The organism is Halomonas aquatica, from assembly GCF_040196335.1.
Classification (GTDB): Bacteria; Pseudomonadota; Gammaproteobacteria; order Pseudomonadales; family Halomonadaceae; genus Halomonas; species Halomonas aquatica.
Genome location: NZ_JBEGCJ010000002.1, coordinates 182,807 through 203,077 on the forward strand (window position 1 = coordinate 182,807; position 20,271 = coordinate 203,077).

Below are 20,271 nucleotides of genomic sequence, written 5' to 3' on the forward strand. Positions count from 1 at the left end.
AGGAGCGACGTCCCGATGACCAGGGCCAGGTCCATGACCAGCACCACCAAGAGCGAGGCGCGACATGCCTGAACACCCCCTGGAAATCCACGAAGGCGACTGGGCCGAGCTCGGCCGTGACGCCACCGAGATCCGTCGGGTCGTCTTCATCGAGGAGCAGAGTGTCCCCATCGAGGAGGAATGGGACGGACGAGACGTCGCCTGTCGCCACTTCCTGGCCCTGTGGAACGGCACCCCAGTGGGCACTGCGCGACTGCTGCCCGACGCCCATATCGGCCGGGTGGCAGTTCTGGCCGAGGCCCGAGGATGGGGTATCGGCGCCGCACTGATGCGTGCCGCGATCGAGGCCGCCCGCCGCCACGGCCACCCCCGGGTCGAGCTCGCCGCCCAGACCCATGCCCTGGCCTTCTACGAGCGCCTGGGCTTCGAGGCCGTCGGCAGCGAGTTCCTCGACGCCGGAATTCCGCATCGCAACATGCACCTTTCTCTGCGCGATTGAGTCAGGCCCAACCGAATTCTCCCCGGCACTCGACTACAGGAATGACCCGATACGCTGCCTTCCTGTAGTCGAGTTACAACCCCCCCTGCGCCCAAGTGTCAATTGTTCGATCCCGCCATGAAGGGCCATAGTGGATACCATGGAGAGGGGGGAAAGATCGTTTGTCGCCAGCCCTCATGCGCTGAAGGCAAACCGCCAGGCCCCTCACCGTGGTTCGACCAAGGCCGTAGAGACAACCCCGGGCAACTGGTGGAACCTGACGGCACTTCGCAAATGCAGCATAAAGCTTTTCCGAATCGACACGCTTTTTCCGAATCAACAGGCTTTGCCGCATGATGCAGCAGGCGACTTCAGCGACGCGCACCGAGTGATGGCACGCGATCGCGAGATTCCACTCCTGATCCGAAGGACGGCCCCATGACAACATTCAAAGACGAACTCAAGGCTATCGCTCAGTTGCGCGAAGCCCAGCAGGGCAAATGGGACAACGTCAATCCCGAGCACGCCGCCCGCATGCGGGTTCAGAACCGTTTCCAGACCGGCCTGGACATCGCTCGCTACACCGCAAAGATCATGCGTGAGGACATGGCCGCCTATGACGCCGACAGCTCCAAATACACCCAGTCGCTGGGCTGCTGGCACGGCTTCATCGGGCAGCAGAAGCTGATCTCCATCAAGAAGCACTTCGGCACCACCAAACGCTCCTACCTCTACCTCTCCGGCTGGATGGTCGCCGCACTGCGCTCCGAATTCGGCCCGTTGCCCGACCAGTCCATGCACGAGAAGACTACCGTGCCGTCGCTGATCGAGGAGCTTTACACCTTCCTGCGCCAGGCGGATGCCTGGGAACTGAATCACCTGTTCCGCGACCTGGAGGAGGCGAAGAAGGCCGGCAACCAGAACAAGGCCGATGAGCTGATCACCAGCATCGACAGTCACGAGACGCACATCGTGCCGATCATCGCCGACATCGACGCCGGCTTCGGCAACGCCGAGGCCACCTACCTGCTGGCCAAGAAGATGATCGAGGCGGGCGCCTGCTGCATCCAGCTCGAGAACCAGGTCTCCGACGAGAAACAGTGCGGCCACCAGGACGGCAAGGTCACCGTGCCCCACGAGGACTTCATCGCCAAGATCAACGCCGTGCGCTACGCGTTCCTGGAACTCGGCGTCGAGGACGGTGTGATCGTCGCCCGCACCGACTCCCTGGGAGCCGGCCTGACCCAGAAGATCGCCGTGACCAGCGAGCCAGGCGACCTGGGCGACCAGTACAACAGCTTCCTGGACGGCGAGGAGATCGACAGCGCCTCGGACATCGACAATGGCGATGTGGTGATCAAGCAGAACGGCAAGCTGCTCAAGGTCAAGCGCCTGGCCTCCGGCCTCTTCCAGTTCAAGCCGGGTACCGGCGAGGACCGGGTAGTGCTGGACTGCATCACCAGCCTGCAGAACGGCGCCGACCTGCTGTGGATCGAGACCGAAAAGCCCCACGTCGGTCAGATCGCCGGCATGGTCAACCGCATCCGCGAGGCCTGCCCGGACGCCAAGCTGGTCTACAACAATTCGCCGTCCTTCAACTGGACCCTGAACTTCCGTCAGCAGGTGTTCGACGCCTGGGAGAAGGAAGGCAAGGATGTCTCCGCCTACGCGCGCGCCGACCTGATGCAAGCGAAGTACGACGAGACCGAGCTCGGCCAGCTTGCCGACGAATGGACTCGCAATTTCCAGCGCGACGGGGCCCGCGAGGCTGGCATCTTCCATCACCTGATTACGCTGCCGACCTACCACACCGCGGCCCTGTCCACCGACAACCTGGCCAAGGGCTATTTCGGCGACGAGGGCATGCTGGCCTACGTGGCAGGCGTGCAGCGCAAGGAGATCCGCGAGGGCATCGCCACCGTCAGGCATCAGGACATGGCCGGCTCCAACATCGGCGACGACCACAAGGAGTTCTTCCATGGCGAGGCGGCGCTGAAGGCCGGTGGCAAGGACAACACCATGAACCAGTTCGGCTGAGGCCGCCGGCTTGATCGCCGAACATGATCGCTGGACCCGGGGAGGCCTTCTTGGCCTCCCTTTTTTCATATTGTTTACATCAGCAGGCGCTACACTGAGATCAGGAAGCCAGAGTTCTGGCCAAGCGGGTTCATAGTGAGTAGACTCATTAAAGAACACCGTTCACAAACCTTTGGCCACCCCCCCCATGGCCGAGTGTTCGTCAAGGAGATATCCCATGAAGCGCCTTCTTCCCGTTCTCGCCCTCGGTGCCCTGACGTTGGCTGGCTGCGCCAATACCGCGCCCTACTCCGGCAACGTCTATACCGGCAACCAGGCCAAGGCGGCCCAGACCGTCACCTTCGGCACCATCTCCGCCCTGCGCCGGGTGCAGATCCAGGCCGACAGCCGTGCCGGCGGCCTCATCGGCACCGGCGGCGGCGCGGTGATCGGCGGCCTGCTGGGCAATCAGGTCGGTGGGGGCTCGGGCAAGACCCTCGCCACAGCGGCCGGGGTGATCGCCGGCAGCGTCGCCGGCTCACGGATTGAGGAGTCCGCCAACCTGATTCCAGCCTGGGAGATCGAGATCCGTCAGGACAATGGCCAGAACGTGGTCATCGTCCAGAAGGCCGACCAGGCCTATCAGGTGGGCCAGCGCGTGCGCATCATCGGCAGCGGCTCGAGCGCCAGCGTCGCGCCTTACTGAGAGCGGCCGCAAGCAGCATTAAATGAATCGGCTGACATGGCATAAACCTTCTGACATGAAAAGGCCCGCGGAGTGATCCGCGGGCCTTTCTCGTGGGACAGGCGGCAGGGCCGGGCGTCGCCTCGCCCTCCGGATGACCTCAGTGCATGTCGACCTTGTTCATGGCCCAGCCGGCAAGCTTGGTGCCGATCAGCGTGAGCAGGCCGATGATGATCAGGGTAAACAGCAGGTCCACCGGCTGCACGATGAAGGTGGCGATCAGCACCGCCAGTGCCGGGCTCCATACCCAGCGGTCATCCTCGCTGCGCAACACCGCGGGAAGCAGCTTGTCCAGGAAGTGGCTGACGGAAGCATCCCAGCGCTTCAGGAAGAGAAACAGAAGCAGAGCGAAGGCGATCAACCAGATCAGGATCGGGGTCATGGCACACTCCATGGAAGGGTGGTCGAAGAGAGGGGTAGAATCCGTGACCTGCAAGGGTATCCCCGCCCGGTAGGCCACGCAACAGTCCGATGTCACTCCCCTCTCCTGATCGGCCCTCTTAATCGGCCTTAGTGATCGACAGGCGTGAATGCCGTTCAGGCTCGTCTCCGGCATCCTGAATTTCCTCCATGCCCCTGACAGCCCCTTGATTGCCGCGTTACCATGGCTGGCTACATGCACTCACCGAAAGGTTCATCAATGCAGATTGCGCAGAATTCCGTTGTCGCGTTCCACTACACCCTGACCAACGATGCAGGTGAAGTGCTGGACAGCTCGGAAGGCCGCGAGCCGCTGACTTACCTCCATGGCGCCGGCAACATTATCCCGGGCCTCGAGAAGCAAATGGAAGGCCGCGCTGCCGGCGAAAAGCTCCAGGCTCAGGTTGCACCGGAGGAAGGCTACGGCGAGGTCCAGCCCCAGCTGGTCCAGGAAGTGCCGCTTGACGCCTTCCAGGGCGTCGACAACGTCGAGCCCGGCATGCAGTTCCAGGCCCAGACCCAGGGCGGCCCGCTGATGGTCACCGTGACCCAGGTGGAAGGCGATACCGTCACCGTCGACGGCAATCACCCGCTCGCCGGCCAGTCCCTGAACTTCGACGTCGAGATCGCCGAGGTTCGCGAGGCCAGCGAGGAAGAGCTCGAGCACGGCCACGTGCACGGTGAGGGCGATGAGGAGCACTGATCGCATCGCCGAGATCCTACCGAGCGCCTGACGGCGGAACCGGTATGACGTGAAGGGGCAGCCATCGGCTGCCCCTTTGTCGTTTGCATCCCTGTCGTCTCCGCTCGTTTTCGCAGGATCCCCTGGTCGCGGCCCCTTAGCACTTCAGGGGGCCACATCCTCCCCGGGCCGCTCCTCCCCCTCGAAGGCCTTGAGGGTCCGGTGACCGCCCCATAACCGGGTGGCGGTGGTAATCAGGCATGCCGCGGCGAAAAGCGTCGCGAGCAGCGGGAAGTGGTCGGGAAAGAGGCAGAAGACCACGAAGGCCAGCACGGTTTCCGTCCCCTCCGTCAGACCATGCAGATAGTAGAACGCCTTCTGCTGGAAGCGCGGCCGTTCCAGGCCGTGGCGGGTGGCCATGATGGCGAAGGCCAGGAAGGAGGTGCCCGTACCGATGAAGGCAAACAGCAGGAAGGCCGCCACCAGGGCATTGGCAGCCGGGTCGGCCAGGGCAAAACCGAGTACCACCGCCCCATAGAAGACGAAATCCAGGCCGATATCGAGGAAGCCTCCGGCATCGCTGCCATGACCGGACAGCCGGGCCAGCGCCCCGTCAAGCCCATCTCCCAGCCGATTGAGCAGGATCGCCACCAGCGCCGGCAGGTACCACTCCAGGGCCAGCAGGGGCAGCGCCAGCATGCCGAACAGGAAGGCCGCCACCGTCACCTGGTCGGGGCTTACCTTGAGCGTCGCAAGGCCGCGGGCCAGCACCGTCAGTGGCGCCTGGGTCATCGGCATGGTCCAGCGATCGAGCATCAGCGCCACTCCTTCTCGGCCTCGCCGCCACCACGGCGCCAGGCGAAATAGCGCGACAGCCAGCCCAGCAGTCGCTCCGGCTTGTGAGCATTCTTCCACACGCCCGCCGTCGCCTTGACCGCTTCACTGTGGGTCGGATAGGGATGGATGGTACCCAGCAGCTTGTTGAGCCCGATGCCGTGCGTCATCGCCAGAGTGAACTCGGCCAGCATCTCTCCCGCCCCCGGGCCAACGATGGTAGCCCCCAGCAGGCGGTCACGGCCGGGCACGGTCAGCACTTTCACGAAGCCACCTGTGCTGCCCTCGGCGATGGCACGATCCAGCTCGCTCAGGGCGTAGCGTGTGACCTCGACCTCAACTCCCTGCTGCTGGGCCTCCCGCTCGTTCAGGCCCACACGAGCCACCTCGGGATCGGTAAAGGTGACGGCCGGGAGGGCCTGATAGCTCACGCGGAAACGCTTGAGCTCGCCGAACAGGGCATTCACCGAGGCATGCCAGGCCTGGTGAGCGCTGGCGTGGGTCAACTGGTAGGGACCCGCCACGTCGCCGCAGGCCCAGACATTGGGCAGCACGCTCTGCAGGGTGTCGTCCACGTCCAGGGTGCCATCGGCACGGGTCTCGATCCCCAGGGCCTCGAGGCCCATCCCCTCGACATTGGCCTGGCGACCCACCGCGACCAGCAGATGGCTGAAAGGCAGGCGCTCGAGCCGCGGCTCTCCGTGTTCATCGCGTCCCTCGACCTCCAGCACATGGCCGCCGCGATCGTCGGACAGCACTCGCAGCGCACGGGTGGCGAGGCGCACCGCCACGCCCTCCTCGTCCAGCCCGGTCTCGACCTCCCCGGCCACGTCCCGGTCTTCACGGGGAAGCAGCTGCTCGCCCATCTCCACCAGGGATACCTGGCTGCCCAGCCGGGCGAAGCTCTGGCCGAGTTCACAGCCGATGGGGCCGCCGCCCAACACCACCAGACGCTCGGGCAGCGCCTCGAGCTGCCAGAGGTTGTCCGAGGTGAGGACCTCGATCCCCTCCAGGCCAGACAGCGGCGGCACCCGAGGACGGGCCCCGCTGGCGATGATCACATGGCGGGTCGTGATCACCCTCTCCCCGGTGGCTTCCCGGATGCGGACCCGCCAGGGATCCTCGAGGACGGCATCACCGGCGATCACCTCCACGCCCAGTCCCTCATAGCGCTCGCGGCTGTCGTGGGGCTCCACCTCGCGAATGGCGCGGTGCACATGCCCCATCACCGTGGCGAAATCCACCTCCGGCTCCCCGGCCTTGATGCCATAGCGCGGTGCCTCGCGGATCTCGCTGGCGACGCGTGCCGCACGGATGAGTGCCTTGGAGGGGACGCAGCCAGTGTTGAGGCAATCGCCGCCCATGCGGTCGCGCTCCACCAGCGCCACCTTCGCCTTGACGGCCGAGGCGATATAGCTCGCCACCAGCCCCGCCGAGCCGCCCCCTATCACCACGATATCCTGGTCGAACTGCCGCGGACGCTGGAAGCGACGGGCCAGCTGGCGCCGCTTGCCGACGGCCACCAGGCCACGCGCCAGCCAGGGAAAGAGGCCGATCAGCACGAAGGAACCGATCAGCCCCGGGGAGAGGATACCGGCCAGCGACTCCAGGCTGCCCAGCTCACGGCCGGCATTCACATAGACCGCGGTGCCTGGCAGCATGCCCAGTTGGCTGACCCAGTAGAAGGTCGTGAGCCGCATGCGGGTCAGGCCCATCACCAGGTTGATGACGAAGAAGGGGAACAGCGGGATCAACCTCAGGGTGAACAGGTAGAAGGCCCCTTCCCGCTCGATGCCGGCATTGATGCGAGCCAGCTGAGCGGCAAAGTGCCTTTCCAGCGGTTCCCGCGCCAGGGTTCGAGCGATCAGCGCGGCACACGTCGCGCCCAGGCTGCTGGCGAAGGAAATGAGCAGCAGCCCCCAGCCGAAGCCGAACAGCGCACCGCCGAGCAGCGTCAGCAGGGTGGCCCCAGGCAGGGAGACCGCGGTGATGACCACGTAGATCACGAAGAAGCCGCCGGCGACGGTCAGGGGATCGGCGGCCAGCCAATCCTGGAAGCGGGCCTGCTCGGCCTGCAGGCTGGACAGGGTCAGGACCTCGTTGGCCCCGCTGAGGAAGTAGGCAGCCACCAGCAGGGCGATCACGGCGGCGAGTATCAGGCGACGTCGGGTCAAGGGGGAGCTCCTGATCATGAGCATTGGAGTGGGCATGGCATCTGCCACGAGTGAGAACGCCTCTCTGTCGCGACGAGGGGCGCTCCCTTACAGCAGTCATATTATTGAACAAAGACTATACGGAACCCCTCGCGGTCGATAGCCTCCAATCAATAGCCACTCATCAATGGAGCCACCCATGAAACATCTGCTCTCTCCTGCCCTGCCTGCCCTGCCTTCTCTGCGCCATCTCGCGCTGGTCGCCCTGCCGGCCGCTCTATTCCTGGCAAGCCCCACCCAGGCCAGCGAGGAAACGGCCAGCGCGGTGTTTGCCGGCGGCTGCTTCTGGTGCATGGAAGAGGCCTATGACAAGGTGAAGGGCGTGAAGGCCACCATCTCAGGCTACTCCGGAGGCCATACAGACAACCCGACCTACCAGCAGGTGGTGGCCGGCGGGACCGGCCATGCCGAGGTGGTCAAGGTCGACTACGACCCCGACCAGGTCGACTATGGCACCCTGCTGCATGTCTTCTGGCGCAATATCGACCCCTTCGCCGTGAACCGCCAGTTCTGCGACCAGGGCGACTCCTACCGCAGTGCCATCTACCCCATGAACGCCGAGGAGCGCGCGATGGCCGAGGCAAGCCGAGAGGCCGTCGCCGAGCGTTTCGACCGGGACATCGCCACCGAGATCAGCGACTTCGAGGCCTTCTACCCGGCCGAGGCGTACCACCAGAACTACTACCAGGAGAATCCGGTGCGCTACCGCTTCTACAAGGCCTCCTGCGGCCGTGTAGACCGGCTGGAGGCAGTCTGGGGCGAGGAAGCCGGGGCCAGTTCTTCACCCTGAGACTACCGGCGCTCGCCCCGCCAGAGCCAGGCGGCGAGCGCCAGGGTCACCCCCAGCATCAACCAGGACGCCAGCGCCACACCGTTCCAGCCGGCGGCTCGCCAGAAAGGCTCCAGCCAGAATCCGCCCAGGCTGGCGCCACTGTAGTAGAACACCAGGTAGAGCGCCGAGGCACTGCCGCGGGCCCGCCGAGCGTGGCGTCCCACCCAGCTCGAGGCCATGGAGTGGGCCAGGAAGAAGCCGAAGGCATTGATCGTCAGCCCGGCAATGATCCAGGCGAGCGACCCGGCCAGGGTCACCGCGGTGCCGCCCATGAGTATCAGGATCCCCAGCATCATGCAGGCGGGTTGCGACCAGCGGGCGGCCAGCCGCCCGGAGAGGGACGAGCCGAGGGTGCCCCCCAGATAGGTCAGGAAGATCAGCCCCAGCAGCCGGGTGCCCAGCCCGAAGGGTGCCTCCGCCAGGCGGAAGGTGATGTAGCTGTACTGGTTGATGAAGATCATGAAGTTGATCCCACCGAGCAGATAGGCCCCGATCAGCGGAGGCGTGCCGAGGTGGGCCCGGAGGTCGGCCAGGGCCCCGCGCAGCTCGAAGCGTCGCGGGGTGAAGGCGCTGGACGGGGGCAGCAGTTTCCAGAACAGCAGCAGCCCGACCAGCGTCATGACCCCCACCGTGAGGAAGCTCGCCGACGCCCCACCGACCTCGGCCACGGCACCCCCGACCACGCGCCCGCTGATGCCGCCCAGGGTATTGGCGCCGATGTAGAGGCCCACCGCCGAGAGCAGAGCCGGTCGTTCGAACTCGTCCCCCATCCAGGCGATGGCCACTGCCGGCAAGCCGCCCAGCACGAACCCCTGCAAGGCCCTCAGCGCCAGCAGCGATTCGAAGGTCGGCGCCAGCGCCAGCGCCAGGGAGAGCAGGCCTGACACCAGCAGGGAAACGCGCATGATGGCGCCCCGGCCGATGGCATCCGACAGGGGGCCGAAGACCAGCAGCGAGGCGGCCAGCGCGAAGGTGGAAACCGACATCACCAGGCTGATGGCCAGCGTCGAGACGTCGAAGGTCTCGCGCAGCGACGGCAGCAGCGGCTGGGGGGCGTAGAGGTTGATGAAGACCAGGAAAGAGCCCAGACACAGGGCCAGGGTGGCGCGCCACCAGATGCGAGTGCCGGCTGCGATCATGCCACCCTCTCAGCCCTCGCCGGTGGTGGTCAGGCGCTGGGCCAGCATGACCGGCTCCAGGGTACGCCGTGCCTGCCAGTAGTGGCGCTGCCAGTAGCGGTTGTCGAGATCGGAGATCATCACGCCCCGAGAGGTGGAGGCATGCAGGAATCGGCCCTCGCCGACATAGATGCCCACATGGTGGTAGGCGCCGGGGGGGCGGAAGAATACCAGGTCGCCGGGACGCAGGGCGTCACGTTCGACCTCGAGGCCCGCCTGTACCTGCTCCTCGGTGGTACGCGGCAGATCGAAGCGGAAGGTGTCGTTGAAGATGTTCTGGACCAGCGCCGAACAGTCGATGCCCCGGGAGGAGGCCCCACCGAGCCGGTAGGGAGTTCCGGCCCAGCGCTCATGCTGAGCCAGCAGGGCACTGCGAATCAGCCTCGGTGGCGGATTGTGCAGGCCACGGGCCTCGAGGATGGGGTTCTCCACGGGTGACATCAGGGGATCGGCGGGCATGCCCGGCAGATCCCGGGCGAAGTAGGCACCCACGACAGGGTCTTCCTTGCTGCCGCCTGACGAGGCACAGGCCGCCAGCATTGCCAGTGCGGCTCCCATGACTCCGACACGACACATGCGTGTGTCAAGCATCCTGCAACGACCTCATTCTCGGAGCCCTACCCAGTCCATCGACGCCATGCGTCTCTCTGATTCTACGGGTTGTCGCTGTGCAGGTGTTGCCGGAAAGCATCCAGCATCACTGCCACATCGACCTCTGGGCGGCTCGCGGCCTGGAGAAGGCTCCCGAAAGGAGGAGCCATTGAATACAAAGTGCGGACTATAAACCAAAGATTCTCGACAACGCGAGCTCTCAGTGGAGAGTGCGACTGTCGCCCGGCAGCGTATCGATATGCAGAGGCGCCCAGTGGCGAGGCCGCGCGCCGGGAAAGTCCAGGCTGGCCCAGGCACCGACCAGGGGGGGCGCACCGGAGAGCCAGGCGACCAGGGCCTGACGGAAGCCAGCCAGAAAGCTCTCGCGCTCTGGCGTCTCGCCCATGAAGAAAGAGAAGCCGGCATGAAGGCCGCGTGCATACTCCTCCCAGCCCGCATAATGCTCACTGGCCAGGGCATGGGCACGCTCGAGCAGACGGAGGAATGGCGCCTCACCCAGCCAGCCGAGCTGGCGACCGGCGATGGCCAGATCCACGGCCTGGGCGATATCCCAGGCGGCCAGGTCGATATCGGTGCAGCCGTCCTCGTTGTCCCTGACCCGTTTCAGGCGAAGCAGGTGAGCGCCCTCCTCCTCGCTGCAATCTCCGCTCTCCAGGGTGGCGATCTCCGACACCAGCCGCCCATGGTTGAGGGTATAGGGCGCGTAGTTGATCTGAAACTCCTGACGGTCACCCACCTCGATCAGGTACTCGAGGAACTCGGCAAGCTCAGCCTCCCCGGGCAGGGCATAGTGGCCGTCGACCCATTCGCGGATGGCTGTGCACTCGCGCTCGCTCTCCGGCTGAGGCAGGCTCCATGCCGGGCTGTTGAGCGGGCCCACCAGGGCCATGGCCGTGAAGTGGGCGAGCGTCGGCCGCGGGCCAGGCTCGTGCCACTCCCCGCCTCGCCAATCGAGCCAATGGAAGAGGCTGCCGGGGTCATCCAGATGCCAGCGGATCTCCGCGACCATCGGCGGCTGTTCGGGCTCGGGCAGCAGGCTCTCCCAGTGGGCCCAGGCCTGGAGCAGGCGACGGGCATCGGGATAGAAGCGACACAGCGAGCCCTTCAGGGCACCCGTCAACCCGGCCAGACGGCGCGCATCGAAGTCTCCGCTGTCCATGGCCATCTGCAGGTGGAAGGCGAACTTCTCGGCCATGTGTATCGTGGCGGCATGGCGACTGGCCTGCCTGAGGTCGTCGCGGCTGGAAATCTCTTCCGGGGTCGGGCGGCCGAAGGGTGTCTCGGCCGGCGGCAAGGCCCCATGGGCGGCATCCGCCGCCAGCTGGTTGAGATGGTGAGCCTGGGCCGGCAGCCAATAGCGAGATAGCGCCTCCACACCCTCGTCGGCATGCAGGTCGAGGGTCTCGATGAGGTAACGTCGCGCCTCCTCGCGCCGCGCCGCCGGCAGCTCCGTCATCGGTCCCTGGCGGGCGGCGAACTCGGGCTCGCGCACCGCCGCCAGCGCCAGGGCCCAGTGGCGAGGATCACGGCGCCAGGCGCGCATGGCGACCCTCGAGCCCTCGATGAGCTCGTCCGAGATCAGCCCCTGCAGGGCCGGACGCCAGGGGCTGACCGGCGACTGCAGCAGCAGTGACCAGTCGGCCTCGAGGGATGGCAGCAGATTGCGCCCCTCGAACAGGCTGCGACCGCGCTGGTAGGCTCGCACCAGGGCCCCCCAGTCGCTGTAGCGACGCAGCAGCAGGTCGGCCCCGTGAAGGGCGAAGTCATGAGCCTCCTGCTCGTCGAGCCAGCCCAGGCAGGTGCCGGCCCAGGCCAGGTCGACCAGCCGCAGCCAGTCCCAGGCGCCCCACTCAAGGGGTTCGCCCTGGTCCAGCAAGCCCAGCAGCACCCGGCCATAGCCCCGTTCCTCTCCGGACAGGGCCTCCTTCCACCGCCGGCGCTCCTCGGCATCGGCCTCGAGCAGCCGCGAGGCGTCCAGGTCCCAGCCCTGACGGTCGCCCTGGGCGGCCAGCCACAGCAGGCTGCGCACCAGGTCATCGCGATCACGTATCTGCCACGCCTCGATCAGCCAGGCCTCGAGCCCCTGCCAGTCCAGTGCGCCCGCCGGCAGTTCGAGGACCGGTGAGAAGGCGGCGCGCAACCGCCACACCTGATGTTCAGGTGCCGTCGGCCAGAACGCCGCCTCCCGGGGATGGATGGCGAGCCACTCCTGGAGCATCTCCCAGGTCACGCCATCGCCGTCATGCTCGAGGGCCGCCAGCGCCTCGCAGGCATCAACGAAACCGTCGTCTCCTCGCACCCAGCCATCGGCGCTGCGGGCGTGAAGCAATGCCTCCAGCCAGGCATCTAGGCTCGCGTGATGGGCGCTGATCTCCTCCGCCAGCCGCTGGGCCCAGTCGCCGGCACGCTTCTCGCCGAGCCAGCCGGCACCACCGCCCAGGGCGACGAGTTCCAGGCCGGTCAGCAGTCGGGCAGGATCGAGGTGACCGCCGGTGCCGAGAGTTTCCATCAGGCACCAGCCCAGTTCACCACGGTCGACGATACCCAGGGCCGCCAGCCGCTCGACGGCCGCATCCGCGTCCACCGTCAGGGGATCGGGGGCGAAGGCCCAGTCACACAGCACCAGCTGCTGGGCCCACCAGGCATTGAAGGGATCGACCAAGGCTCACCTCGACATAAACCGGAACAGGAACGTGCCGTGCTGCCCAGCGCAACGCAGCAAGTCGGCGGCATAGTGTAACGGAAAGCCATGCCCGCGCCGATGGTCGAATGATGCCTGAGCACGAAAAACGAGGGCGACGAAAACTTGGCGAGTTGTTTTAAATAATGCACACTCGTTCAACAAGATGATCAAGCCACGAGGAACCCCCGATGTCCACGCAACCCGAGCTGCTGATCGACAAGGCCTATGTCGCCGGCCAGTGGCGCGATGGCGAACGCCGTTTCGCCGTGACCAACCCCGCCACCGGCGAGCGCCTCGCAGAGGTCCCCGATCTGACCGCCGAGGACGCCCGGGATGCCGTATCCGCTGCTGCGGATGCCTGGCCGGCCTGGCGTGGCAAGACCGCCAAGGAGCGGGCCAGCCTGCTGCGCGGCTGGTTCGATCTCATCATGGACAACCAGGAAGCCCTGGCGCGACTGATGACCCTCGAGCAGGGCAAGCCCCTGACCGAGTCCCGCGGCGAGGTGGCCTATGGCGCCGCCTTCGTCGAGTACTACGCCGAGGAAGCCAAGCGCATGGCCGGCGAGACCCTGCCGAGCCACGGCAAGGACAAGCGCATCATGGTGTTCCGTGAGCCCATCGGCGTGGTGGCGGCCATCACTCCCTGGAACTTCCCGCTGGCGATGATCACCCGCAAGTGTGCCCCGGCCCTGGCCGCCGGATGCCCGGTGGTGATCAAGCCGGCCGAGGCCACGCCGCTCACCGCCCTGGCACTGGCGAAGCTCGCCGAGGACGCCGGCTTCCCCGCGGGCGTGATCAACGTGGTCACCGCCTCCCGCCCGGCGGAGATCGGCGATGTGCTGACCACCGACCCGCGAGTGCGCAAGATCTCCTTCACCGGCTCTACCCCGGTCGGCAAGAAGCTGCTCGCCCAGTGTGCCGGCACGGTGAAGAAGGCCTCCATGGAGCTGGGCGGAAACGCGCCCTTCATCGTCTTCGACGACGCCGACCTGGATGCCGCCGTCGAGGGAGCCGTGGCCTCCAAGTACCGCAACTCCGGACAGACCTGCGTGTGCACCAACCGCCTGCTGGTCCAGGCCGGCGTCTATGATGCCTTCATCGAGAAGCTCGCCGCGCGTGTCGCCACCCTTGAGGTCGGCAACGGCCTGGAGGACGGCGTGGTACAGGGCCCCCTGATCAACGCCGCCGCCGTCGACAAGGTGCAGACCCACATCGCCGATGCCCTCGCGAAGGGCGGGCGCCTGGTCTGCGGCGGAGAGCCCCACGCCCTGGGGGGTACCTTCTTCCAGCCCACGATCATCGCCGACGTCACCGACGAGATGCGCGTGGCCCGGGAAGAGACCTTCGGCCCGCTGGCCCCGGTGTTCCGCTTCGAGACCGAGGAGCAGGCCATCGCCATGGCCAATGCCACCGAATTCGGCCTGGCCGCCTATTTCTATGCCCGCGACTACCGCCGCATCTGGCATGTGATGGAAGGGCTCGAGTATGGCATGGTGGCGGTCAATGAGGGCATCCTCTCCACCGAGCTGGCACCCTTCGGTGGCGTGAAGGAATCGGGCCTGGGACGCGAAGGGTCGCGCCACGGCCTGGACGAGTACACTGAACTAAAATACGTCTGTGTCGGCGGCCTCTGATCGCCCGCAACGTCTTACCAAGGAGACAGGACCCATGAACAACGCACAGCTCAACGATCTCAAGCAGCGCTATGTGGCCAACGGGGCCGCGAGCCCGGCCACCCAGTTTGCCGACCGCGCCGAAAATGCCCTGATCTGGGACGCCGACGGTAACCGCATCATCGATTTCGCCGGCGGCATCGGCGTGCTCAACATCGGGCATCGCCATCCCAAGGTCGTCCAGGCGGTCAAGGATCAGCTCGACAAGGTCATGCACACCTGCCAGACCGTGATGCCCTATGAAGGCTACGTGAAGGTGGCCGAGAAGCTCAGCCAGGTCACCCCGGTCCGCGGTCATGCCAAGGTCATGCTGGCCAACTCCGGTGCCGAAGCGCTGGAGAACGCGGTCAAGGTCGCCCGCGCGGCCACTGGCAAGAACAACGTCATCTGCTTCGACGGCGGCTACCATGGCCGTACCTTCATGACCATGGCCATGAACGGCAAGGTCGCGCCCTACGCCACCGATTTCGGCACCATGCCGGGCAACGTCTTCCGTGCCCCATATCCGGTGCCATATCACGGTGTCAGCGAGGACGAGGCCCTGCGCGGCCTGAAGATGACCCTCAAGACCGATGCCAACCCCAAGGACACCGCCGCCATCGTGCTGGAGCCGGTGCTCGGTGAGGGCGGCTTCTATCCCGCGTCGACCAGCTTCCTCAAGGCAATCCGCGAGATCTGCGACGAGCACGGGATCCTGATGATCATCGACGAGGTGCAGTCTGGCTTCGGTCGTACCGGCAAGATGTTTGCCATCGAGCACAGCGGCGTCGAGCCGGACATCATCACCATGGCCAAGAGCATGGCCGATGGCATGCCGATCTCCGCCATCGTCGGCACCGACAAGGTCATGGATGCTTCAGGCGCCAACTCGCTGGGCGGCACCTACACCGGTAGCCCGGTCTCCTGCGCGGCCACCCTGGCGGTCCTTGAGGTGTTCGAGGAAGAGAACATCCTCGGCAAGAGCCAGGCGCTGGGTGACAAGCTGGCCAAGCGCTTCGCCCGGTGGCAGCAGGACTTCGATTGCGTCGACAACGGTCGCAACATGGGCGCCATGGCCGCCGTCGACCTGGTCACCGACAAGGCCAACCACACCCCGGATGCCGACCTGGCCGGCGCGCTGTGCAAGAAGGCCCGCGAGAAGGGACTGATCCTGCTCTCCTGTGGCCTTTACGGCAACACCATCCGCTTCCTGATGCCGGTCACCATCGAGGACGAGATCCTCGAGGAAGGCCTGGCCATCGTCGAGGAGTCCCTCAAGGAGCTGGTCGGCAGCAAGACCGCCGCCACCGCCTGACACGGGATACCCCGACCACGGCAGCAAACGACACCGCCCGGCTGGAAACAGCCGGGCGGTTCTGCGTTTGAGGCAAGCGCCGTTGACGCCGTCACGACCCTTGCCTGTTATGGTCAAGGTCCTTGCTTACCGCCCTTTTCGCTCCATTCACCCGGGATAGCGCCATGATATTTCGCACCCTCTCCCTGCTGCGCTCCCTTCAGGGGGCTCAGCACTCGGTCACCGATGCCCAGGCCAGGATCCAGCAGGCCTGTGACTACCGCTGGCTCAGGGGGCAGCTGGTCCACGGGATTATCGGCGAGCACGAGACGAGGCTCGCCGACGGCACGCCGGCCACCTCGGTGGTGGTGCCCTTCGTGGCCACCCCCGAACGGCGACGCGGCGGCCGCTGGCCGGATGACCCCGCCGAACGGGAACGCTGCTTCGTGGAGGGTGCCCATGCCTGCCGTGCCGCCGGGGCCCCGGGCTACCGCAAGCTGGAGAGCCTATCCCAGGGGGTGGCGCAGGGCGGCATGTCGGTGCTGAAGGATGCGGCGCGCTTAAAGTACCTGGTCGACCAACAGGCCCTGCGGCTGACCTGGCGGCGCGTCGAGGCCCTGCCGCCCGACCTCGCACGGAAGCTCGGCCGGCGCCTGGCAGTGGCCGGCAGCGAACGTCATGGGCTCTTCCTGCTGGACGTCAGACTTCCCGCCTCGCCCCGCGAGGTCTCGCTGAACGGCGACTGGCTGGACCACTGCCTGGATCGCTACCGGCGCATCCTGTCGCCGCCGCACGTCAGGCCTTCCTGACCTTGGCGATCACCCACAGCAGCACCACGGCGCCGGCGATGGCGGTGACCAGCGAGCCGATGAAGCCTCCGGCCTGAAGGCCCAGCAGGCTGAACATCCACCCGCCGATCACCGCGCCCACCACGCCGACCCCGATGTTGCCGAGAATGCCGAAGCCTCCCCCGCGCATAATGTGGCCGGCGATCCAGCCGGCCAGGCCACCGATGATCAGCCAGGCAATGATTCCCATGGAGTACACTCCTTTTCCTTGGTGAACAAAGCTCGATGGTGCCTGGCACGCGGGCGGAAGAGAAGCCTGACGTTGCTGACCAGACACCTAGAACGACGAACCGGGCTGGTCGAGAAAGGCCAGTTCCTCGTAGGTCGAATCGCGCCCGAGTTGGGCATTGCGGTGGGGGTAGCGGCCGAAGCGCGACAGGACGTCCCGATGGCGGTGCTCGTGGCGCAGGTTCTCCTCGAGTCCCGGCTGGGCGAACAGGCGCAGTGCCTCGTCATGGATCGTCAGCGATTCGCTGTGCATGTAGGGCATGAACAGGAAGGCCCGCCAGGGAATGTCCAGCAGGCGGTCCGCACGCTGAGCGACGGCCTCCTGGGCCAGCACCAGAGCCAGCGGGTCCCAGGCGAAGGCCAGGGACGATCCTCGATAGATGTTGCGCGGGAACTGGTCGAGCACGATCACCTCGGCCAGGCGCCCGCGGGCCGAGGCCCGCCATCGCCACAGCTCTCCCCGGCCGGCCTCGGCCAGCAGCGAACCGAAGCGCCTGGCGATCTCGGCATCCAGGGCCGTGTCCTTGCGAAACCATTGAGCGGGCTTCAACTCACCGAACCAGAAATCGATCACCGCCTCCGGACGACGCTCCTCCATGAATGTGCTCCTCTTGCTCCGGGGTGGAACTGATACCATCACAGATTAGCCGCCCTCACCCCCAGCCACCACAAGGGAGCCTCATGACCACCTTCGAACTGCTGCAGATGCTCGGTTACGTCTTCAACATCCTGGGCCTGCTGGTCTGCATCGGGGGGCTCACCCTGGCACGACGCCCCGGCCGTCGGCTGCTCGGCCGGAGCCTGGCGGTGCTGGGCTTCGTGATCGCCGCGACCCCCGTGCTGTTGCAGCTTTTCGGACTGGTGGAGCCCGTCCCGGTGGGGAGCCTGCCGCCACGCTAGCCTGACCCTCTTCGCGGCCTGCGCCGGCCGGTCACTGGCTTTCGCCCGTGTCCTTCGCGACTTGCCAGCCGCTCGCCGCGCCCGCACATTGGGACTGAACCTTCGGTGAACGGACGCCCTCCCATGCGCCAGCCCCTGGCTCGCGAACTTCATGATTTTCTCGAACGCGGCCGCGACCGACAGCTGCGGCTGGCGGTGACCGGCCTGTCACGCTCTGGCAAGACGGCCTTTCTCACCTCGCTGGTCAACCAGCTGCGCCATGCCGGCCTGGAGGCGCGCCTCGACCTCCTGCCCGCCGCCCGCGAGGGACGGCTGCTCGGTGCCCGCCGGGTCCAGCAGCAGGACCTTGGCGTACCGCGTTTCCCCTACGACCAGTCCATGACGGCCCTGGACGATGAGCCGCCGCGCTGGCCAGAGCCCACCCGCGGCATCAGCGAGCTGCGCCTGGCGATCCGCTATCGGCCCAGGCGTCAGGGTCTGCTCGGCGGCGAGACCCGCCAGTTGACCCTGGACCTGTTCGACTATCCCGGCGAATGGCTGCTCGACCTGCCGCTGCTGGGCCACGACTACCTGAGCTGGAGCCAGACCCAGCGCCACGACGGCGGCAGCGAGCGCGCCGCCCTGTTCGCCGACTGGCAGGCGGCGGTAGGCGACCTCGACCCCGCCGAAGAGGTCGACGAGGCTCGCCTCGCCGAGATCGCCGAGCACTATGCAACGGGGCTCCGGGCCGCACGGGAGGCCGGCTTCGCCGACCTTCAGCCGGGACGCTTCCTGCTGCCCGGGGAACTCGAGGGAGCCCCGGTGCTACAGTTCTTTCCGCTGCCCGGCATCACCGAGGCCGATCGCGCCGAGCTCTCCACCCTTCCGGCCGAGAGCCTCTACGCCACCCTGAGGCGACGCTTTCGTTACTACCAGCAACACATCGTCAGGCCCTTCTACCGGGAACACTTCCGCCGCTTCGACCGCCAGATCGTGCTGGTCGACGTGCTGGGAGCCCTCAACGCCGGTCCCGAGCGCTTCGAGGATCTCTCCCGCGCGCTTTCCCGCCTGATGCAGAGCTTCGATTACGGCAAGCGCAGCCTGCTGACGCGGCTCTTCGCGCCGCGCATCGACCGCCTGGCCATCGCCGCCACCAAGGCCGACCATGTCACCCCCGAGCAGCATGGCCGCGTCGTCGCCCTGCTCGAGGCCCTGCTCGCCGACCCGCTCAAGGACCTGCGTTTCGCCGATGTGCCGGTCAGGGCCCTGTCGCTGGCGGCGATTCGCGCCACCGAGAGCCGCGAGGTCAACCAGCAGGGACGCCGCTCGCCGGCCCTGCGCGGGACGACCCTGGCCGGCGAGTCGCTGCTGCTGTTTCCCGGCGAGGTGCCAGACCGCTTGCCCCGAGCGGACTTCTGGTCCCGCCAGGGCTTCGACTTCACCGCCTTTCGCCCCCTGAACCGCGACACCGGGACGCCCCTGCCGCACATTCGCATGGATGCCGCCCTGGACTGGCTGATCGGAGACAAGCTGTCATGAACATGCCTCGCGAACAGGACCCGCGCCCGGGTGAGCACTTCGCCCTGCAGGAATGGCCCGAAGATGAAGCCCCTTCCCGGGATCCCCAGCCCGGCCACCCTTTCGATGCAGGACTGCCGAGCCAGCCCTTGGCCGATCCGGACCCCGAGGCGGCCAGGAGCGAACAGGCCCTGGGCGAGGGCCTGATACGCCCCCGCAAGCGCCGCTGGGGGCTGCTCGCGCTGCTCGGCGGCAGCCTCGGCCTGGGTGCCCTGGAGGCCGGCCGCATCCTGTATGCCGCCAGCCTCGGCGGCGACTGGCTGGCCGGCGGCTGGAGCCTGCTGCTGCTGCTGGCACTCGGCCTGGGCGGCTCGGCGGTACTGCGCGAACTCTGGCACCTGCGACGCCTGACTCGCCACGCCAGGCTGCGCGACCAGCTCGCCGCGCTCCCCGAGGCGACCCCGACCCAGGCGCGATCGTTGGCGCAGCAGCTCAGGCGCGACCTGGCCCTGGATGACGACCACCCTCACTGGCAGGCGTTCCTGGCCGCCCGGGAGCCCCACCATGACGGCCGCGAGGTCCGGGCATTGCTCGACCATCACCTGCTCGCGCCCCGCGATCGGGCAGCGCGCCGGCTGATCTCGAGGATGTCCGGCGAGACGGCGGTGATGGTGGCGGTCAGCCCGCTGACCCTCGTGGACATGGCTCTGGTGGCCTGGCGCCACCTGGCGATGGTCGATCGGCTGTGTCGGCTCTACGGGCTGAAACTGGGCTATGCGGCACGACTGCGACTGCTGCGCAGCGTGCTCTACCAGATGGCCTTCGCCGGTGCCAGCGAGATCGCCGGGGATGCCAGCATGGAGATGCTCTCGACGAACCTGGCCGGCAAGCTCTCGACCCAAGCCGCCCAGGGGCTAGGCATCGGTCTTATGGGGGCGCGACTGGGGCTGCGCACCCAGCACCTGGCCCGGCCGCTGGCGTTCAGCGAGGGCGAGGCGCCACGCATGGCCGACCTGCGCCGTGATCTGTGGCGGCAGCTGCGACGCCTGGAGGCCAGTGAAGAGAGCGAAAAAGTGCGACATCCTTGACCCGCATCACGGTGGCCCCCGGTGGGATGACTAGGCTCGACGATAGGCAGCCAATTCCGTCATCGCATGGA

The 20,271-nt window shown here is 66.7% G+C and carries 19 protein-coding genes; 11 read left to right on the plus strand and 8 right to left on the minus strand.

The window, feature by feature from the left end; all coding sequences use genetic code 11:
* Positions 1-64: 64 nt before the first annotated feature.
* The 3 genes from ABE960_RS04025 (at position 65) to ABE960_RS04035 (ending at position 3,200) form a co-directional block, all read left to right on the plus strand.
* A complete protein-coding gene (locus ABE960_RS04025; protein WP_349760957.1) occupies positions 65-499 on the plus strand; it encodes a GNAT family N-acetyltransferase in 435 nt (144 codons plus the stop codon).
* Between the two features lie 417 nt (positions 500-916).
* Entirely contained in the window at positions 917-2,515 is a 1,599-nt protein-coding gene (locus ABE960_RS04030) for an isocitrate lyase (protein ID WP_349760958.1), read from the plus strand.
* Positions 2,516-2,732: 217 nt separating this feature from the next.
* Complete coding sequence (locus ABE960_RS04035) at positions 2,733-3,200, plus strand: outer membrane lipoprotein (RefSeq protein WP_349760959.1); 468 nt, start codon at positions 2,733-2,735, stop codon at positions 3,198-3,200.
* A gap of 139 nt (positions 3,201-3,339) precedes the next feature.
* Here the strand turns inward: ABE960_RS04035 and ABE960_RS04040 are convergent, their stop codons facing one another.
* Positions 3,340-3,621, minus strand: a complete 282-nt coding sequence (locus ABE960_RS04040) for a hypothetical protein (protein ID WP_349760960.1) — start codon at positions 3,619-3,621, stop codon at positions 3,340-3,342.
* 258 nt (positions 3,622-3,879) lie between these two features.
* Here ABE960_RS04040 and ABE960_RS04045 point away from each other — a divergent pair, with 258 nt between their 5' ends.
* Positions 3,880-4,362 (plus strand): FKBP-type peptidyl-prolyl cis-trans isomerase, encoded by a 483-nt coding sequence (locus ABE960_RS04045; protein WP_349760961.1) that lies wholly within the window; start codon positions 3,880-3,882, stop codon positions 4,360-4,362.
* A gap of 144 nt (positions 4,363-4,506) precedes the next feature.
* On the opposite strand, the gene ABE960_RS04050 is transcribed toward ABE960_RS04045, so the two are convergent.
* Together ABE960_RS04050 and ABE960_RS04055 are read right to left on the minus strand one after the other, a co-directional pair.
* The gene (locus ABE960_RS04050) at positions 4,507-5,157 is read right to left on the minus strand and encodes a CDP-alcohol phosphatidyltransferase family protein (protein ID WP_349760962.1); all 651 of its coding nucleotides are present in this window, start codon (positions 5,155-5,157) and stop codon (positions 4,507-4,509) included.
* On the minus strand, positions 5,157-7,349 hold the full coding sequence (locus ABE960_RS04055) for a dihydrolipoyl dehydrogenase family protein (protein ID WP_349760963.1): 2,193 nt from the start codon (positions 7,347-7,349) through the stop codon (positions 5,157-5,159). The genes ABE960_RS04050 and ABE960_RS04055 overlap by 1 nt, the downstream gene beginning before the upstream one ends.
* 178 nt (positions 7,350-7,527) lie before the next feature.
* Here ABE960_RS04055 and msrA point away from each other — a divergent pair, with 178 nt between their 5' ends.
* Positions 7,528-8,178 (plus strand): peptide-methionine (S)-S-oxide reductase MsrA, encoded by a 651-nt coding sequence (gene msrA / locus ABE960_RS04060; protein ID WP_349760964.1) that lies wholly within the window; start codon positions 7,528-7,530, stop codon positions 8,176-8,178.
* A gap of 2 nt (positions 8,179-8,180) precedes the next feature.
* Here msrA and ABE960_RS04065 read toward each other — a convergent pair whose 3' ends face one another.
* From ABE960_RS04065 to ABE960_RS04075, 3 genes are all read right to left on the minus strand, one after another.
* Positions 8,181-9,359, minus strand: a complete 1,179-nt coding sequence (locus ABE960_RS04065) for an MFS transporter (protein WP_349760965.1) — start codon at positions 9,357-9,359, stop codon at positions 8,181-8,183.
* Positions 9,360-9,368: 9 nt separating this feature from the next.
* The gene (locus tag ABE960_RS04070) at positions 9,369-9,974 is read right to left on the minus strand and encodes an NlpC/P60 family protein (protein ID WP_432765333.1); all 606 of its coding nucleotides are present in this window, start codon (positions 9,972-9,974) and stop codon (positions 9,369-9,371) included.
* 235 nt (positions 9,975-10,209) lie between these two features.
* Entirely contained in the window at positions 10,210-12,672 is a 2,463-nt protein-coding gene (locus ABE960_RS04075) for a DUF1266 domain-containing protein (protein ID WP_349760966.1), read from the minus strand.
* Between the two features lie 209 nt (positions 12,673-12,881).
* Here ABE960_RS04075 and ABE960_RS04080 point away from each other — a divergent pair, with 209 nt between their 5' ends.
* The 3 genes from ABE960_RS04080 (at position 12,882) to ABE960_RS04090 (ending at position 16,448) form a co-directional block, all read left to right on the plus strand.
* Entirely contained in the window at positions 12,882-14,327 is a 1,446-nt protein-coding gene (locus ABE960_RS04080; protein ID WP_349760967.1) for an NAD-dependent succinate-semialdehyde dehydrogenase, read from the plus strand.
* 34 nt (positions 14,328-14,361) lie between these two features.
* Entirely contained in the window at positions 14,362-15,660 is a 1,299-nt protein-coding gene (gene gabT / locus ABE960_RS04085; RefSeq protein WP_349760968.1) for a 4-aminobutyrate--2-oxoglutarate transaminase, read from the plus strand.
* A 164-nt stretch (positions 15,661-15,824) separates the two neighbouring features.
* A complete protein-coding gene (locus ABE960_RS04090; RefSeq protein WP_349760969.1) occupies positions 15,825-16,448 on the plus strand; it encodes a hypothetical protein in 624 nt (207 codons plus the stop codon).
* Here ABE960_RS04090 and ABE960_RS04095 read toward each other — a convergent pair.
* Positions 16,435-16,677: a GlsB/YeaQ/YmgE family stress response membrane protein gene (locus ABE960_RS04095; RefSeq protein ID WP_349760970.1), complete on the minus strand. Its 243-nt coding sequence runs from the start codon at positions 16,675-16,677 to the stop codon at positions 16,435-16,437. The two genes, ABE960_RS04090 and ABE960_RS04095, sit on opposite strands and share 14 nt — an antisense overlap.
* Positions 16,678-16,764: 87 nt before the next feature.
* Entirely contained in the window at positions 16,765-17,313 is a 549-nt protein-coding gene (locus ABE960_RS04100) for a DUF924 family protein (protein ID WP_349760971.1), read from the minus strand.
* A gap of 83 nt (positions 17,314-17,396) precedes the next feature.
* On the opposite strand from ABE960_RS04100, the gene ABE960_RS04105 reads away from it, so the two are divergent.
* The 3 genes from ABE960_RS04105 to ABE960_RS04115 all read left to right on the plus strand — a co-directional run bounded on the left by ABE960_RS04105 (position 17,397) and on the right by ABE960_RS04115 (position 20,200).
* Positions 17,397-17,615: a hypothetical protein gene (locus tag ABE960_RS04105; RefSeq protein WP_349760972.1), complete on the plus strand. Its 219-nt coding sequence runs from the start codon at positions 17,397-17,399 to the stop codon at positions 17,613-17,615.
* Positions 17,616-17,738: 123 nt separating this feature from the next.
* Entirely contained in the window at positions 17,739-19,133 is a 1,395-nt protein-coding gene (locus ABE960_RS04110; protein WP_349760973.1) for a YcjX family GTP-binding protein, read from the plus strand.
* Positions 19,130-20,200, plus strand: a complete 1,071-nt coding sequence (locus tag ABE960_RS04115) for a TIGR01620 family protein (protein WP_349760974.1) — start codon at positions 19,130-19,132, stop codon at positions 20,198-20,200. Before ABE960_RS04110 ends, ABE960_RS04115 begins: the two co-directional genes overlap by 4 nt.
* The last annotated feature ends 71 nt before the right edge of the window (positions 20,201-20,271 follow it).